The sequence below is a fragment of the Aquimarina brevivitae genome (assembly GCF_004216895.1).
GTDB lineage: Bacteria > Bacteroidota > Bacteroidia > Flavobacteriales > Flavobacteriaceae > Aquimarina > Aquimarina brevivitae.
The window spans coordinates 24,166-42,369 of record NZ_SGXE01000003.1 but is presented as its reverse complement, the minus strand read 5'-3'; the positions used below and the strand labels follow the sequence as shown (position 1 = coordinate 42,369).

Below are 18,204 nucleotides of genomic sequence, written 5' to 3'. Positions count from 1 at the left end.
CTTATGAAAAAAGTATATATACTACTTGGGCTTTTGCTCTTGGGGAAGGCTGTTTTTGCTCAAAATGAAGATGGAGCACAGATGGTAACCGTATCACAAAGTGTTCAATCTAATGGATATACGATACAGGTTGGAGTGCCTTTTTTAGGGCAAAACATGAACAATACGGAGCGTACTACAAATCCTGTAGACATTCGCTTTCCCTGGGAGGTTTTATATCTCTATAATACATTCGCAGAGGAATCCTTTGATGTGTCAAAGGGATATTTCGGTGATAAAGTACTGCTTACCTGGAGTATTAGAAATAATGCAGATTTAATTACTAATATTAAAATTTATCGCAGAGCGTATGGAACTGACGATTATGATTTTATCAGTAATGTGTCTCCTATAGCTACAGAATATGCAGATCAGTATGTAGAAGGAGGAGTGTTGTATGAATATAAGTTAGAAGCTGAAGGGATTAGTCATATACCGGACTTGTATAAAACTTTTATAACTGGTGTAGGGTTTAGAAGTCCTACGGCGGTGATTACTGGTAATATCAGTTACGAGGGTGGTAACCCGGTTAAAGATGTTGTTATCAAAGCAACGCCTCAGGGAAGTAGCCTAAATGTTGGAAGCGCTTTGTCGATTCCTGCTTCAGGAGAAATTGAAATAGAAGGATTAGATACTCCAATTACAACAAGAACAACATTACAGGCGTGGATTCGTCCTGCTTCATCTTACCTTGATGATTCTGGTAATGCGATTAGAGCATTTGCCATCAGAAGTTCTACAAACCCATTAGGAGCAAATAATCCAATCGAAGTAAAAACAAAATTATTGGCCGCTTCAAATAGTTTGCAAATAGATGTTGCCGGTAGTGTTTATGAATTATATAATTATTACCCTTCAGGAAACGTAAATGATCGGGGGAATGACGAATTATTGCCGGTTTCAGAATTTAATACTAAATATGTACATTTCTCTATAGTGTTACAAGATGGATTGGTACCACTGGTATATATCAATGGTAGGCAGATTAACGAAGCCTACAGAGATAGTGTACATCAGGCATTAGTAGATAGCGATAGTTCATATAGCGAACCCTATTTTCAGGTTGCTGTACCTACTTCTACGGTTGCTATGAAAATTAATGGTGTATCTACGGATTGGGATGATATCTATATAGGAGGAAGTCGTGAAGCACATATTGATGAAATCAGGATCTGGAATGATGTGGTTAATGAGGACAAAATTCGCACCGATTTTAAACGATATATCAGCGGAAATAATAGCAGTCTTATTGCCTATCTTACAGCTAATGAAGGCATAGGGAATTATGCTTTCGATTTATCCAGAACTGGTTTTAATTATAATAAAAATCACGGTAAACTATTCAATGATTTTACCGCAGATAGTGATAAGGTTTCATGGATTTCAGGTACTGGTAATATTCCTACGTCAGATCAGTTAGGCGTATTAGGAGTAAGTGATAGTAATGGTAATTACGAGATTACAGCTATTCCATATTCAGGATCAGGCGAGTCCTTTAGGATAACACCTTTGTACGGACAGCACCAGTTTGAACCGAATCAACAATTAGTGTATTTAGGGCAAGGTTCTGAAGTCATCAACAAAATAGATTTTACAGATATTTCTTCATTTGTTTTTAGAGGAAAAGTGTTGTATGATACAGATGGCGTTTTTCCATCTTTCGTAGAGGTAAATGGGGGTAGTTTTGTAGGGCTTACAGATGGTGATGAATATGTTAGCGGTCCTGGAATTCTTGATGAAGGATATAATTATTATACTAAAGGATCTGAAAAGTTTTCAAAAGGAGCATATGCATACAATAACAATAATACACCCGATGATGATTCAGACGACTATCTGGAGCGTTATGCTCAAATTCCTTCAGAAGGCGTTCAGGTATTTGTAGATGGTGAAATTGTACTCGATGAAAACAACGTTCCTGTAACCTCTGATAGTGATGGAACTTTTGAAATTAATGTACCTATCGGTAATCATTATATTTCCGTTAAGAAAGATAGTCACGAGTTTGCATACAGCGGACGTTTTCCTGCAGGAAGTGGTAATTATTTTGAATTTTTTGAGGATGCTGAGGAATCAGTAGTTTTCTTAGATAATACACGTGTTACACTTGTTGGTAGAGTTGTAGGAGGAGCTGTGGAATCTCAAAAAACAATAGGTTTTGGTGCGGATGGTGTATTTTCAGGTTCATATACCGACGCTGATGGTAGTCAACAGAATGTTACAATCAGTTCAAAAAATAACATAGGTGTCGCTAACCTTACCTTAGACTATACACCAGTAGGAGCTAGTGTCACTCCTTATACACGGTATAGTTTTGTGACCAACGAAGAAACCGGTGAATATAGTGTTTCGGTGATGCCTTTAGCTTACGAAATTAATCAAATTACAGGGTTACAAATAGCTAGTAATACTACCCTTAATATATTGAGTGCCAATGAGACTGTAAACATGAGTACTATTCCTTTGAAGGAAACTCCTATTTATGAGTATCCTGATGGTAGTATTGAACAAGGGCCAGAATACCATTATGAAAAAAGTTTTACCTACCGTGCTACACCTGTTTTAAGAGTTGTAGAGCAAACTTCAGATCAGACTATTGATGTTAATGGAGATTTACTAAGTACCGAAGGTTTCGAATATCCTGTTTACACACAATTTGGTACCTATTCCATAACTCTAAAAAGTTTTGAGCGATATATTAATTATGATGAGGCAGATGAAGTAGAAGATTTAGTACCTGTTATTGATGGAGAATTAAATATTACAAATAACCTGGCATTGGATAATTCAGAATCAGTAGAAAGAGACCCTAATGAGGCGAGTATCATCCATTATACATTTAAGGGAGGTATACCATCAATAACCCCTCCTTTTACGAATACACTGGATATCAAATATAGAATACAGGGAGTGGATTATGAGGCAGAAAATTACATTGCTGAAGGGATTATTCTTGGAGGTCAATCAGACGGGAGTCAGACTTTTATTACCCAGGCGCCGGATATTCCTGACATCATCCTCCGTGATCCTCCAGGATCAGAGAGTTTCGCTTCAATTGAAGCAGGAGAAAGCATTACTTTAGAAACAGAATACGAATACGAAAGTAATGTAGGAGGATCTCAGAGTTTGAAGTTAATGCTAGGGGCAAAGTTTGAAGCAGGAGGAGGCCTAGCAGGTCCTGTTATCACTTCAGAGAATACCAATAGTGTATCTACAGGTATAAGTATAAATGTAGAATCTGAGAAAGGTTTTGATCTTTCAAAGACCTATACCTTTAATCAAACCATTTCAACAAGTGATAGTCCAGAATTTGTGGGTGCTGAAGGCGACTTGTATATAGGACAATCCAAAAACTATTTTTATGGAGTATACGATGATATTCAATCTTCAGCATCGGCTGTTGATGGTTCGGATAACTTTGAGTTAACCAATATAGACGGACAGAGTGTGTACTTAAGTAAACAGAAAGCCATGTACTTTGTTCAGGAGCCTTCAGAGACATTTTTTGTCTACTCACAGAAATATATTCTAGCATCATTAATACCTAATTTAGAGTTAATTATAGCTAATATCGATAATGGTATCATTTCAGAAGATGATCCAGGTGTCTTAACCAGGGCTGAATATGTGCAGCAAATAAATCTTTGGCGAAAAGCAATTCAGCGAAATGAAAGAGCAAAGTACAGAGCATTAAATGATAGAACTGCATTAAAATCTGAACTAGATACCAATGCCGAGGATTATGTTAATGACCTCGAAAGCGAAATAAACTCAGGTCGTCTAACACCAGATGTGGTAGCTACTTACAGAGAGAAACTTGCTCAGTCATTGGCTTTAAAAAATTTAATCACTGATTCTTTTGAAGATAATATCTCATTTGACGCCGGTGCGGGGGAAATATCACGAAGTGCAGAAACGGCTATTGTGGATACAGAAGCTACTGAATATGAATTAACAGTGATAGAGCAGGTAGCTCTAGAGTTAGGTTTTGCATTGAATAGCATGGGGCTGATTAGCAAAACGAAAGGCCATTTTAGGCAAGAAGCTGAGATTAAGGTCAATGAATATGAAAATACAACCTTAGATATTTCGTATACCTTAAAAGATGACGATCCTGCAAACTTATTTAGTGTTGATGTAGTCAATGTATTTGATGGTAATGGACCTGTATTTAGTACCATTGGAGGAGCTACTTCTTGTCCTTATGAAGGACCTGAATATTCGCTGTTTTATAATCATTCCACATATGATGCAGGTGATGACGATATAGAGGAATTAGTAGAGACAGAACGGGAACAGTTGTCTTATGCAACACAAAAGACAGAGGATCCTCGTATCAGTGTTGAAGTAGCAAGTGTTACAAATATACCTGAGGATAACAAAGCAGAATTTGTTTTAAAACTAGAGAATAGAGCAGACTTTACCAGTGATGCAGCTAGTTTCAACTATTTTGAGTTGTTGATTGATAACACTACCAACCCAAATAATGCAGTTTTTAATCTTTTTGATAATGGTACGGTAGTTTATGTGCCTTATGGTCAAGAGGTTCAGTATACGCTTACCTTAGAAAAATCTGTATCTGATGTTTATGAATATAATGATATCAGGGTAGTATTACAGTCGCGTTGTGATCCCGTAAATGTGTATAGTGATGTACGTGTTTCTGCAGCATTTGTTCCTTCTTGTTCAGAGGTAGCAGTAACATCTCCCACAGAAAATTGGGTATATAATAGAGATACTGCCTATAATAGTGATGGAACCAGCAACCCGCTTGCTATTAATTTGACAGAGTTTGACACTTCTTTTAATAGTTTCCAGAAAATTGATCTGGAATATCGATTAGCATCATCGCCTACCTGGACGAGGTTACATACCTATTATGCTACAGAAGATTTTTATAATGATGCGGTTGCGAATAATGAAACGGATATATCAGTAATCACTACTGCTAATTTATCATACGCTTTTGCAATTGCAGAACGTTCTTTAGCGGATGGCCTTTATGAAATAAGAGCCAGAAGTACATGTACCAATGGTACAGAATATATTTCAGATATCATATCTGGTACCGTTGATTTAACTGCACCAGAACGTTTTGGTACGCCATTACCAATAGATGGTATTTTAACTGCTGGAGAAGATATTCAGGTTAACTTTAACGAAGGTATTGTTTATAATCCGTCAGTAAGCAATATCGAAATCAAAGGGGCTACCAATCAGTTACCTATTAATAATAATGTTTCGCTTTATTTTGAAGGAACTAATAATACGGCAGTGATTAGTAACCCGAGTATTATATCAGGGGATTTTACTTTTGAATTTTGGATGAATAATGCTACAACTTCTTCAAGTGCTACTATTTTAAGTCAAGAGGGCGATTCATTCGAAATAGGAATCGATAGCGGGCTCTTATATTTTAATCTTGCTGATTTATCAGTACAAGGTGCAATGAGTAATGATGGACTTTTTCATCATTATACCTTTACGTATAACAAAGGCACTGGTGAAATCCAAATCTTTGAAGATGATAGGATATTGTCAGAAGGTCCAGGTAGGGTAAATATTCAATTTACCAACAAGAATGACCTAACCATTGGAGGTAATTCTTTTGTAGGAAATATACACGACCTAAGAATGTGGAATAAGTCCTTTACACTCGAAGAAGCCTATGCAAATCGTTATACACAATTGGTAGGTAATGAAAATAATCTTGTCGGCTACTGGCCGATGAACGAAGGTCGCGGAGAACTGGCTAAAGATATAGCTAGATTTAAACATGCGGTTTTAAATACTATATCTTGGGATATTAAACCAAAAGGTAATTCTTATGAGTTTGATAATGGACAATATTTAGAGTTAAATAATGTGTCCTTGGTTCAGCTAACCAACGAAATGGATGCCACATTGAGCTTTTGGTTAAAAACAGATAGAGCTCAGGAGGCTACACTTTTTTCTAATGGAAGAGGAGATGGTACTGATATAGTTCAAGCTGATGGAAGAGCTAACAAATGGTCTGTTGCTATGTCAAATGCAGGTAACTTATCACTTATAAGTGAAGGAACCTCCTATGAACTTACTACAACAAATGTAGCCGATAATGGATGGCACCATATAGCAATTTTGTTCAATCGAAAGGGATCACTACAAACCTATGTAGATGGAGCCTTAGTAACTTCTAATGCCATCTCAAATGTCGGAGGTTTTTATGGAAATAAAATATGGTTAGGCGCTAGAGGTCATATAGATCTTGCTGGTGTTGAAACCGTTGACCAAAATTTTACCGGAAAAATAGATGAAGTTCGGTTGTGGAACACCTTAAGAAATGAAGAGCAGATTATCAGAGATCAGTATAATGAAATCGACCCTGAAAATTTAGGTCTGATGCTATATGCTAAAATGAATGCTCCTGAAACAAGTACAGGTAATGGACCAAGCTATTATCACGATGATAGTAATCAAACTACAAATGTAAGCAATGCATTACTATCCTCTGGAATAGTGAATTACACTGAGGATACTCCAGCTATTCAGCCAGAGCGATCAGTGATTAAATTTGATGTAAACCATATTATTAACGACGATGAAATGATTTTGGAGCCTGTAATTACGGATTGGGCTTCATTAGAAGGACAGATCATCGATATTACGGTGCATAGAATGTTTGATCAGGCAAATAACATGCAATTATCACCTATTACCTGGACTGCTTTTGTCAATAAAAATGAAGTGAGTTGGTATGCAGAAGGTTACAATGATATAGTAGAACTAATACAGGAAAATGAAGAGCAAAGTTCCTTTGAAATTACCTTGTTAAATAAAGGAGGGAATAATCAGCCTTATACTATAACTAACATACCAAGCTGGATGTCATTAAGTTCAACTTCTGGGACACTTTCACCTGATAGTAGAAAGACAATTACGGTTACTATTGATGAAGGATTAGCTCCTGGAGAATATGTGGAGGATTTATATCTAGAAACTGATTTTGGTTTTGATCAGAAGATTCAGGTTTCTATAAAAGTTCTCGCGGATGATCCAGATTGGACTATTGATCCTACCAACTTTGATTATAGTATGAATATTGTTGGTAGAGTGACTATCGATGGTGTCTTTTCCAATGATAGTTATGATAAGATAGCTGCATTCTATAACGGCGAAGTAAGAGGCTCTGTTAACTTGGCGTATAATGCTTCGTATAATGAATATTTTGCTTTTCTTACGGTATATAGTAATACAATTCAGGGAGAAGAACTGACATTTAGTATTTGGGATGCGTCTCAAGGTAAAATTATTCAGGCAACTATAAACCAGGAAGCGATCTTGGTCTTTCAAGAGAACGATGTGGTTGGGACCTTGAGTGCGCCTGCTATCTTCGAAAATACAGATGAGCAGACTAGCGATATAAACTTAAATCAAGGCTGGACATGGATTTCCTTACCTGTTGAGGATGAAAACTTATCAGATGTCAATAGGTTAACAGCGGGAATGCGTCTGGAAACATCGGATAGAATACTTAGCCATTCACCATCCTTACTAGAAACCTATTATCAGGGTAACTCTGGTGGTAGTTGGTCGGGTACGGTTAGTACCAATGGTGGCTTATCCACGGGTAAAATGTATAAAGTCTATACTGCAAATGGAGAAGTTTTATCTCTAAATGGTGCAGCCGTTGATGTTAATACTTGGAGTTTCGATATCAAAGAAAATTGGAATTGGTTACCCTTTGTTATAGGTAGCAGTCAATCAGTAAATGAAGCCATGGCTTATTTTGATGCTACGGATGGCGATGTAATAAAATCACAGAATTTATTTGCGGTATACGACCCTATAAATGGTTGGGTAGGTACTTTAAAATATTTACAACCAGGTAAGGGGTATATGATTAGTTCAGCTATGGACCAGAGTTTCCGTTATCCAGCATATTTAGATTTGACAGCTAATCATATGATGATTAAAAATGCCGGAGATCAGCCTGCAATTGATCGTGAGTTTGCCAGATACGGGCAGAACATGAATGCGATTGTTGAACTTCCTGAAGGGTATACCATGCTGTATGTGTATGATCAAGAAGGAAATGTAAAAGGAACGTCTTCAGTAAAAGATTATATGAATAATAGTCTTGCTTTTATTACTATTTATGGAGATAAATATGAGGAGCTGACGTTTTATGTGAGTAATGGTAACGAACAGCAAAGAACAACCACTAGTTTTGAGTTTACTGCTAATGAAGTATTAGGAACATTGAAAAATCCAATAGTATTAGAAGCTATTTCTGAGTCTTTTACAATATATCCTAATCCATTTACTGAACAATTTACCATCAGTGTGAAAGCTATGGTTGATCAAACCGTAAAAGTTAAATTATATAATTTAACGCATCAACTAATACTTTCTACAACTGAGGAAGTTAAGTCTGGAGAGCATACGTTTACTGTTAATACTAACATAGCACAAGGCACCTATATCTTACAAATAGAAACCAATACCACAATTATAACTAAAAAATTGATCAAGAGATAAGATTTAAATTACCGGAGTAGTAAATTATTTTGCTTCTCCGGTATTAAAAAGTATAGATATGAAAAAATATATAATTAACTTTTTAATAATGCTACTTTTTGGGCAGGCTGTATTTAGCCAAGCTCCTAATTGGCAGGTTAATGAAAACGATTTTCAATATACCATGTCATTTGTTGCATTTTTAAATATAGACGGACAGAATTTAGAAGATCCCAACGATCAGGTTGCAGCTTTCGTCAATGGAGTTTGTAGAGGGGTTACTGATCTTACTTATGTAGCTAGCGAAGATCGATACTACGCTTATTTAACCGTGTTTTCTAACACGAATGGTGAATCGATTCAATTTAAAATATATGATGCTTCTAATGATGCAATAAGTGATATAGCAACTGATGAGAGTTTCGAGATAAATCAACATTACGGAGATCTTTTTCAGCCCTATAGTATTGCTAGTCCTCAATTAAATAATGAAGCTGAAATCTTAGATTTTGAACTGGACAATGTTTATATGAATGATCAGGTTTTTGACGGTAACCAAATTACGTTATATGTTAATAATGGCGTTGATATTTCAAACTTAAGTGCTTCATTTAGGTTAAGCACGGGAGCAAAACTGTATCTGGACAGAAGTGAAGTACTATCTGGTGATACTCGACTAGATTTTAGCAGTCCTGTTACATTCGAAGTGGTATCAGAAGACAGATCGATCATACAAGACTATACGGTAGCAATAAATGTAAGCTCAGGAGATTTTACATTTTATAAAAAGGATGCAGTATGTTATGCAGGCGGTGCTTTAAAGATCACTGCTGTTAGGAGTGGTGATGAAGTTACATTATTACACAATGGTGTCATCATAAAATCTGGAACCATTACTAACGGTGCGTTAATTTTCGATGACTTGGAAACTGGGGATTATACCATCCGAGTAGCGGGGAATAGCAAAAGAATAATAATCAATTTAAAAAACTGACTATGAAAACATATATATGCATAATTCTTATAGCATTGGTATTCGTTGGTTGTTCCAAGGATGATGGAGTTACTACTTTTAGCGCAAATTCAATAAATTTTGTTCAAAGTGATGGCAGAGCAATAGTAGATCGTGATTGTATTGATCCGAATGGTCAGTATGCTATTGTAATCGAAGCAAATGCTGTGGGTAGCGGTCCTGATACACCAACCAAGATTGAATTTACAGTAAATGGCGCATTGTATAGTACAACTTTTACAAATGACGAAATGAAAATTATTCCAATCACTTTACAGGATGGAAATAATATAGCAGAACTAGTTACAAATGGTATATCTAGTTCTATTTATGTGATTGTACAAGATGATTTTGTGCTAGTGCCATAGACATCTATAATTTGAGCAATAAGAATAGAGTTGATCATAATTAATCTTATAAAACCTTGTAGAATAAAACGCTACAAGGTTTTTAGTTAAGATCTTAAAATTTAGTTTAGATACAGCTGTACACTAAAAAAAGGTTTTTTGTCGTTTGTAGTGTAAAACCAATCATCTACACTATGAACAACTATACACCTGCTAAGCATCAATTAGTTTATATATTTTTGCTTATTTGCTTTTTTGCGAAAGCAACCGATTACCATGTAGGACCATCTGAAACATTAATAACAATTGCTGAAGTACCCTGGGCTACATTACAGCCTGGGGATCGGGTATACATACATTGGCGTGCAACACCGTATAAAGAAAAATGGGTAATTAACCGACAAGGAACGGAAACTAATCCAATAGAGATTATTGGTGTTAGTAATGCCCAAGGAGAACAACCTATTATCGATGGAGCAGATGCAGTTACCCCCACTAATTTGAGTTATTGGGGCGATCAACGAGGTGTCATTAAAATCGGAGGATCTAGTGTTCCGCAAGATGGTTTACCATCCCACATTATTATTGACAACCTAGATATCCGATCTGCAAGACCAGCTTATAGCTTTATTGATGAGAATGAGCAGTCACAAACCTATACCAATAACGCCGCGGCGATATACGTTGAAAAAGCATCGAATTTAACGATCAGGAATTGTACATTAAGTGATTCCGGTAACGGATTATTCATCGGTGCTTTTGACGGACAGACCGCCAATATCTTAATTGAAGGTAATTATATCTATGATAATGGAATTGTAGGTAGAATCTTTGAACATAATGCATACACCGCTGCATTGGGGATTACGTACCAATTTAATCGTTTTGGGCCGCTGAGAGATGGAGCATTGGGCAACAACCTAAAAGATAGATCAGCCGGGTTAGTAGTTCGCTACAACTGGATTGAAAGTGGTAACAGACAGTTGGATTTAGTAGATGCAGAAGATTCTCAAGTATTGGTTAATGACCCATCATATAATACCACCTATGTGTATGGTAACATTTTGATTGAACCAGATGGTGCAGGTAATTCGCAAATGGTGCATTATGGAGGAGATAGTGGTACTACTGCGGATTACCGAAAAGGAAATCTGTATTTCTATAACAATACGTTGATATCTACTCGATCTGGTAATACCACCCTTATTCGATTATCGACTAATGATGAAACCGCCAATATTTTTAATAATATCGTTTATAACACGGCTAGCGGAAGTAACCTGGCTATGATAGACGGTAGTGGAACTGCGAATATCCAACACAATTGGTTTAAATCTGGCTATACGGATTGTCACTGTACACCTAGTGGCGCTGTTACCGATCTTGGTGGGAATATAACCGGAGAAAATCCAGGTTTTGAAGACTTAAACACACAATCCTATAACCTGCTGGCCAATTCTGCAGTCATCGATCAGGGGATGGCCGTTCCTGGTAACCTCCTTCCTGATTATGCTGTGGAATCAATATATAGCAAGCATCAATCGTCTTTACCTCGCGTAGTTAATAACGCTTTAGATATGGGAGCTTTTGAATTTGATGAAAACTTATCTGTCATTGATGTAGAGCTCAACGAACAAATTATTGCGTATCCCAATCCGATAAGAAATAAGTTGAATATCTTAGGGATTACAGATCGGTTAACTAGCCCTATTGTGCTCTATGATAATCTTGGGCGAAAAATAAAAACAGTTGCTCTTAGCCAAAACACCATAGATTTATCTGATTTTTCAAGTGGTGTCTATTATTTGAATTTAGGGAGTAGTAAATCAACGATAAAGTTAATCAAAGAATAGTTTTTTTGATTGAGCGCAAGGAGACTCAGCATTATTCTTTACCGGTTGAGGTCAAAGGTAACATGAGTTTTATACGATTAGTTGGAAGGAGTTAACTGCAGAGTGCTTAAAAAGCCTCTGCAATATTGAGATAAACGTTATTGGTGCTATCCCCAAATCCCCAATCAAAACGTAGGTTGAGGTTTTCCTTTTGATCTAGTAAAAACCTAAGCCCTACACCATAGTTAGGTCTTAGATTACTAAACTTAAAATCGTTTAAAGAAGTGTAAACATCTCCCGCGCCAACAAAAGCAACCAATCCAAATCTAGAATTCTTGAAGTTTTTTCGGTACTCCACCTGACCGGCAAGGAGATTACGGTCAATATACCTGCCTTCTTTATATCCGCGTAATATTTCGCTACTTCCAAAGAGTGCATATTCTGAAAGCGGGGCATCTTTATGTAAAAAATGACCTATAAACTGAAACCCCAGTACATCGTTCGTCTTTTTAGATGTTCTAATAAAATGACGAATATCAAATCGTGTAAGTTCAAAATTATATTCACCACCTAGAACCTGGCCGTAGAGACCATGCGTAAACTCCAGATACCAACCATTTTGAGCATTTAAGATATTGTTTCTACTGTCATATAGTACAGCAAATTCTGCGCCAACGGAAGTAGAGCCATCATATCCCAGCGGTTCGTTGGTGTCTAACAATCCATCTGCTACAATCTCGGTTTTGTAGATATGATTATATCTAAATCCGGCTCCTATAAATAGGTATCTGGCAAAGAGTTGTTTCAGGAAAATTGGTTCTACCGTAAGTTGATAAAAATTATAGGTTTCCTCATTGCTATCAGGAGTGTCTCTACCTAATCCATAAAATAGCCTAGGAAAATTCTGAAACAGTAAATTACCTTCAATGACCCATTTTTCCTGATTGGTAAACACTTCAAAGCCAGAGTATACAATAAATTGATTTTTTAAAGTGTATTGTAATGTCATAGGCATATTGGAGGTTCTCGTTTCTTCCCCGCTGCCTTTAAACTTAAAAAGATATTTGGCACCAATACCGAACCCTAAACTTGTTTCAGGCGCGTAGCTAATTACCGGAGCTGCGATGAATTTAGATTTATACAAGGTAGAATCCTCTGCTGCGGCTTTTTTATTGGGATAAAATGTAAAGATTTCCTTGAATTCCTCAAAATCTTCCTGACCTATTGCTGTAAGAGTTGACAAGGAGCATAAGCATAAAACCAGTACCCATTTATAACGTATCATCATATAAAGTTAGATAAATCTACAAGGGCTCAAAAGTAGGTAAAATGGTTAGAACTTATACGCTTAATTAGCATATGGAGAAATACTTTACGCGATAGCGTTAGTTTTTATTTATTAGTAAAAGCTACTGCTTTGTGAAAAGCCTCTTAAACTCTCAAAAATTTTTAATGCAAAATACTTAAGCGTAGTTATTATTATTGGTTAACGAATAAAAATATAGAAGGTTGCATACTTAATATGCAACCTTTTATAAACCAATACAGGTATCTTTTAATTGTTTTCAACTCAAGTGCAGATTGCAAATAGGTTATAGCGGAATATTACCATGTTTGCGATCAGGCCTATGTATTTCCTTATTTTCGAGCATACTAAACGCCTTTACTAATTTTCTTCGGGTATCCTTCGGAAGAATTACTTCGTCAATAAAACCGCGTTGTGCAGCTCTGTATGGATTGGCAAATTTTTCGGCATATTCTGCTTCTTTTTCAGCAAGTTTAGCCTCAGAATCATCCGCCTCTTTGATTTCTTTTCTAAAGATAATTTCGCTGGCACCTTTAGCACCCATAACCGCAATTTCAGCTGTTGGCCAGGCAAAATTCATGTCTGCTCCTATATGTTTTGAATTCATTACATCATAGGCGCCACCATATGCTTTACGGGTGATCAGAGTAACCTTAGGTACGGATGCTTCACTCAATGCATATAATAATTTAGCCCCGTGAACAATGATTCCATTCCACTCTTGATCTGTACCCGGTAAAAAACCTGGAACGTCTACCAAAACGAGCAGTGGAATATTGAAACAATCGCAAAAACGTGTAAAACGCGCTGCCTTTTTAGAACTGTTAACATCTAAAACACCGGCTAAAAACATAGGTTGATTGGCCACTATACCAACGCTTCTTCCTGCGATGCGTGCAAATCCTACGATGATGTTTTCTGCATAATCTTTATGAATTTCAAAGAAAGAATCCTGATCGATAATCCCTTTAATAACCTCGTGCATATCATAAGGTTTGTTAGGATTGTCTGGTATCAGATCCGTCAATTCTTCGCGAAGCTCTTCATTTAATTCATAGGGGAGTTTAGGAGTAATTTCTTTATTGTTTTGTGGCAGGTAACTGATCAATTGTTTCAAATCTTCTAAACACTGTACATCATTAGCAGATGTAATATGAGCCACCCCAGATTTAGTAGCGTGTGTACTGGCGCCTCCTAGTTCTTCAGAAGTTACCGTTTCGTTAGTTACTGTTTTAACCACGTTTGGACCAGTTACAAACATATAACTGGTGTCTTTAACCATCATGGTAAAGTCAGTAATCGCTGGCGAATACACCGCCCCACCGGCACAAGGCCCCATAATTGCAGAGATTTGTGGAATAACCCCTGAAGCCTTTACATTTCTGTGAAAAATATCAGCATAGCCCCCTAAGGATTTTACGCCTTCCTGGATACGAGCACCACCAGAGTCATTTAGTCCAATAATTGGAGCACCGACCTTAACGGCCATATCCATTAACTTACAGATTTTTTCAGCGTGGGTTTCTGATAAAGAACCTCCAAAAACGGTGAAATCTTGAGCGAAGACGTAAACAAGTCTACCGTTGATCGTTCCATATCCAGTAACGACACCGTCTCCATAGAATTTTTGCTTTTCCATACCAAAATCTGTGGTACGATGGGTAACCAGGATGCCTATTTCTTCAAAAGATCCTTCATCCATTAGATAGGTCACACGTTCTCTGGCGGTCAATTTTTTCTTTGCATGCTGTGCGTCGATCCTTTTTTGTCCGCCTCCCAGTTTTGCTTCGTTTATTTTATCTTGTAATGTCTTTATTTGTTGATCCATCTTATAAATTTTTAGGGAATAGGATTGTGCTTAGCGAGGTATTTAGCGCTTATCACTTCGTCCTAAATTTCCTAATTTAACGGTAGTCTTAATTTTTTCTGATCCTTGAGGTATTGCTGAACTGCAAAAAGCGCAGCGATTTTCGCTTCACTTTCTTGAGCGCTTTCAATTTCTTCTGGGTTGTAGTATTTTTTTACGAAATGTGTATCAAAATTACCACTTTTAAAAGCGTCGTGCTCGCATACATAACGTCCAAAGGGCAGTGTAGTTTCTATTCCCTTTACCTCATAATTATCAATAGCTTGCTTCATCAAGGCAATTGCTTCCTCTCTGGTATCGGCATAGGTAATTAACTTAGCTAACATCGGATCGTAATAAATAGGTACATCCATACCTTCCTCAATACCGTTATCCACTCTAATTCCGGCACCTTCAGGTAATTTATAGGTTTCTAAATTTCCTACGCTAGGTAAAAAATCATTCAGTGGGTCTTCGGCATAAACCCTTAGCTCTAGGGCATGACCTTTGATTTGCAATTCCTCTTGAGTGATCGGTAATTTTTCACCTCTGGCGACTCTAATTTGTAATTCTACCAAGTCTACATCAGTGATTAATTCGGTCACAGGATGTTCTACCTGTAGTCTTGTATTCATTTCTAGAAAGTAGAAGTTATGTTGCTCATCTAACAAAAACTCTACGGTACCCGCACCTAAATAATCACAAGCTTTAGCAACTTTAACCGCGGCTTCTCCCATTTTAGCTCTAAGATCAGGAGTTAATACGGCAGAGGGTGCTTCTTCTACTACTTTTTGATGGCGACGTTGTATACTACATTCTCTTTCGAATAAATGAATGATATTACCATGGCTATCTGCCATTACTTGTATTTCGATATGTCGAGGTGATCCTACATACTTCTCAATGAATACCGATCCATCGCCAAAAGCGGATTTAGCTTCGCTTATCGCCCTATTCATTTGCGATTCAAAATCTTTTTCTTCCTGTACGATACGCATTCCTTTTCCGCCACCCCCAGCAGATGCTTTGATTAAAATAGGGTATCCAATATCTGCTGCAATTTTTTTAGCTTCGGTTACATCTGTAATGGCTTTATCGATACCGGGAACCATGGGTATGTCATAGGCTTTCACGGCATCTTTAGCCGCAAGCTTGCTTCCCATTACGGTAATGGCTTCAGATTTGGGACCGATAAAGATCAATCCACTTTTAGAAACAGCTTCCGCAAAGGCTGCATTTTCACTCAAAAAACCATATCCAGGATGTATGGCATCTGCATTTAGCTCTTTGGCTACAGCAATGATTTTATCTCCTCTTAAATAGGATTCGTTTGAGGGTGCTTCACCTACACAAACCGCTTCATCAGCATAGGTTACGTGGGGAGCATTTCTATCTACAGTAGAATATATAGCTACTGTTTTAATTCCCATTTTCCTAGCGGTTTTCATTACACGGATGGCAATTTCACCTCTGTTGGCAACTAATATCTTTTGCATATGTTCTACTCGAATTCTATTAATAATTGATTTTTATCGACCGGTTGGCCTTTGTCTATTGTAATGGACTTGATAACTCCGTCTCTGGGAGAAACAATAACATTTTCCATCTTCATAGCTTCAAGGATAAGTAGTGGGTCATTCTCTTTTACTTCTTGTCCTGTTTTTACCATGATATCTAATAGCAGTCCTGGCATTGGTGCTGTAATGGAGTCGATGTTTGCAGCAGTGTTGAGTGCAAACCCCATTTCACTGATCTGTTGATCTAACTCATCCTTTATCTTTACAGTGTAGCTGGTATTATCAATTTTAACCACATAGTGTTTGTTAAGGAAATCTTCCGCAATAATAGAAGCTTGTGTAGAACTATGGTCCTTAATAATGTGAAACGTAGATTTTCCTGCGGCCACACTATCCAATTGTAGTGCTTCTTCTTCGGTAATACTATATTCCGAAGAATCATTTAAAAGTACTTTATAGGTTTTGCCCATTAAAATGATTTTTTCGTGTGGTTAAAGATAGTTATTATTACAAAAAATGTAGAAGATCCATAATTTTTTAAGAATATATTAGTTAGTAGAAGCTCTTTGTGGTGCAAGAATATAAAATAAGATACCTTGCGTATTATTTCTTTACGCCAATTAGAATATTAGTTATTGCCACACATGCCATTTATTGAAGGATTTTTTATTGGATTATCAACGGTCATTTTTGTAGGGCCTGTGTTTTTTCTGTTGCTCAACAGTAGTATTCAAAACGGTTATAAAGCAGGTTTTGCTGTAGCTACAGGTATTATCGTTAGTGATTTGGTTTATGTAATTTTATGTTATTTGGGTATTTCTGCTTTAGTAGGTACTACAGTTCATCAATTTTGGATTGGAATTTTAGGTGGATGTATGGTATTGGGTTTGGGTGTATATTATCTCGTTAAAAAGAAGTTTGCACGCCAACAAAAAACATCTGTTAAAAGTGTACTAGGCTTTTTTTTAAAAGGATTTAGTATTAATTTTTTCAATCCCTTTGTGCTTGCGGTTTGGATCGGAATTTATCAGTGGGGTCAAGTAAAATATGATTTATCTTCTTCATTTTGGATGTATTTGACTGCAGTACTATTGGGTATATTTTGTACAGATAGTATCAAAGTGATTTTTTCTAAAAAGTTGGGCTATTTTTTATCTGAAACCAGATTATTACTTCTTTCACGAATTATTGGATTGTTATTAATATGCTTTTCTCTACGCTTGTTTTATAGCGTTCTATGAAGTATTCAAGCTATCTGTATTTTGTTTATCTTTGAGTAACAACCTTATAAACAAATCATTATGGAATTCAATTTTTTAATCGCTGCGCTTGCGGCATTAATCCCACTTGTTGTGGGTTTTATTTGGTACAACCCTAAAGTTTTTGGTACTTCTTGGATGAAGGTTACAGCTCTTAATGAAGAGAACCTTAAACAAGGTAATATGGCAATCATCTTCATTTTGAGCTATATTTTTAGTTTGCTCTTGGCAGTGATGCTGAATACTATTGTCATTCATCAGTTTGGTTTTTATTCGACTTTAATGAGCGATCCAGACGTATTGGTCGAAGGCACAGAGCTCAATATGTATGCCCAAGATTTTATGGCAAAGTATGGACAAAACTTTAGAACGTTTAAGCACGGAGCATTTCACGGTTTACTAGCTGGATTATTTATTGCCTTACCTATTTTGGGGACAAATGCGCTTTTTGAACGAAAAGGGTTTAAATATATAGGGATCAATGTAGGCTATTGGACAATTACCTTAGCTTTAATGGGAGGTGTAATTTGTCAATTTGCTTAGTTTC

General features: G+C 36.7%; 10 protein-coding genes. 6 read left to right on the top strand and 4 right to left on the bottom strand.

Going from position 1 to position 18,204, the window contains the following annotated elements; all coding sequences use genetic code 11:
- The first annotated feature begins 3 nt into the window (after positions 1-3).
- The 4 genes from EV197_RS12540 (at position 4) to EV197_RS12525 (ending at position 11,750) form a co-directional block, all read left to right on the top strand.
- Entirely contained in the window at positions 4-8,559 is an 8,556-nt protein-coding gene (locus EV197_RS12540; protein WP_130287136.1) for a T9SS type A sorting domain-containing protein, read from the top strand.
- 58 nt (positions 8,560-8,617) lie between these two features.
- Positions 8,618-9,532, top strand: a complete 915-nt coding sequence (locus EV197_RS12535) for a hypothetical protein (RefSeq protein WP_130287135.1) — start codon at positions 8,618-8,620, stop codon at positions 9,530-9,532.
- A gap of 2 nt (positions 9,533-9,534) precedes the next feature.
- On the top strand, positions 9,535-9,918 hold the full coding sequence (locus tag EV197_RS12530; protein ID WP_130287134.1) for a hypothetical protein: 384 nt from the start codon (positions 9,535-9,537) through the stop codon (positions 9,916-9,918).
- Between the two features lie 173 nt (positions 9,919-10,091).
- Positions 10,092-11,750 (top strand): T9SS type A sorting domain-containing protein, encoded by a 1,659-nt coding sequence (locus EV197_RS12525; protein ID WP_130287133.1) that lies wholly within the window; start codon positions 10,092-10,094, stop codon positions 11,748-11,750.
- Positions 11,751-11,856: 106 nt separating this feature from the next.
- On the opposite strand, the gene EV197_RS12520 is transcribed toward EV197_RS12525, so the two are convergent.
- From EV197_RS12520 to EV197_RS12505, 4 genes are all read right to left on the bottom strand, one after another.
- Positions 11,857-13,017: a BamA/TamA family outer membrane protein gene (locus EV197_RS12520; RefSeq protein ID WP_130287132.1), complete on the bottom strand. Its 1,161-nt coding sequence runs from the start codon at positions 13,015-13,017 to the stop codon at positions 11,857-11,859.
- A gap of 304 nt (positions 13,018-13,321) precedes the next feature.
- Positions 13,322-14,863, bottom strand: a complete 1,542-nt coding sequence (locus EV197_RS12515) for an acyl-CoA carboxylase subunit beta (RefSeq protein ID WP_130287131.1) — start codon at positions 14,861-14,863, stop codon at positions 13,322-13,324.
- A 71-nt stretch (positions 14,864-14,934) separates the two neighbouring features.
- Entirely contained in the window at positions 14,935-16,377 is a 1,443-nt protein-coding gene (accC, locus tag EV197_RS12510; RefSeq protein WP_130287130.1) for an acetyl-CoA carboxylase biotin carboxylase subunit, read from the bottom strand.
- Between the two features lie 5 nt (positions 16,378-16,382).
- Positions 16,383-16,868, bottom strand: coding sequence for an acyl-CoA carboxylase biotin carboxyl carrier protein subunit (locus tag EV197_RS12505; protein WP_130287129.1), 486 nt, complete (start codon positions 16,866-16,868; stop codon positions 16,383-16,385).
- 174 nt (positions 16,869-17,042) lie between these two features.
- On the opposite strand from EV197_RS12505, the gene EV197_RS12500 reads away from it, so the two are divergent.
- Together EV197_RS12500 and EV197_RS12495 are read left to right on the top strand one after the other, a co-directional pair.
- On the top strand, positions 17,043-17,639 hold the full coding sequence (locus EV197_RS12500) for a LysE family translocator (protein ID WP_130287128.1): 597 nt from the start codon (positions 17,043-17,045) through the stop codon (positions 17,637-17,639).
- Between the two features lie 60 nt (positions 17,640-17,699).
- Positions 17,700-18,200, top strand: a complete 501-nt coding sequence (locus EV197_RS12495; protein ID WP_130287127.1) for a DUF1761 domain-containing protein — start codon at positions 17,700-17,702, stop codon at positions 18,198-18,200.
- Positions 18,201-18,204 lie beyond the last annotated feature (4 nt).

What these genes read in the sequence shown, in the direction of transcription:
- accC (WP_130287130.1), bottom strand. Translation starts at nt 16,377, where the DNA reads ATGCAAAAGATATTAGTTGCCAACAGAGGTGAAATTGCCATCCGTGTA.
- EV197_RS12500 (WP_130287128.1), top strand. Translation starts at nt 17,043, where the DNA reads ATGCCATTTATTGAAGGATTTTTTATTGGATTATCAACGGTCATTTTT.
- EV197_RS12505 (WP_130287129.1), bottom strand. Translation starts at nt 16,868, where the DNA reads ATGGGCAAAACCTATAAAGTACTTTTAAATGATTCTTCGGAATATAGT.
- EV197_RS12535 (WP_130287135.1), top strand. Translation starts at nt 8,618, where the DNA reads ATGAAAAAATATATAATTAACTTTTTAATAATGCTACTTTTTGGGCAG.
- EV197_RS12515 (WP_130287131.1), bottom strand. Translation starts at nt 14,863, where the DNA reads ATGGATCAACAAATAAAGACATTACAAGATAAAATAAACGAAGCAAAA.
- EV197_RS12495 (WP_130287127.1), top strand. Translation starts at nt 17,700, where the DNA reads ATGGAATTCAATTTTTTAATCGCTGCGCTTGCGGCATTAATCCCACTT.
- EV197_RS12520 (WP_130287132.1), bottom strand. Translation starts at nt 13,017, where the DNA reads ATGATGATACGTTATAAATGGGTACTGGTTTTATGCTTATGCTCCTTG.
- EV197_RS12530 (WP_130287134.1), top strand. Translation starts at nt 9,535, where the DNA reads ATGAAAACATATATATGCATAATTCTTATAGCATTGGTATTCGTTGGT.
- EV197_RS12540 (WP_130287136.1), top strand. Translation starts at nt 4, where the DNA reads ATGAAAAAAGTATATATACTACTTGGGCTTTTGCTCTTGGGGAAGGCT.
- EV197_RS12525 (WP_130287133.1), top strand. Translation starts at nt 10,092, where the DNA reads ATGAACAACTATACACCTGCTAAGCATCAATTAGTTTATATATTTTTG.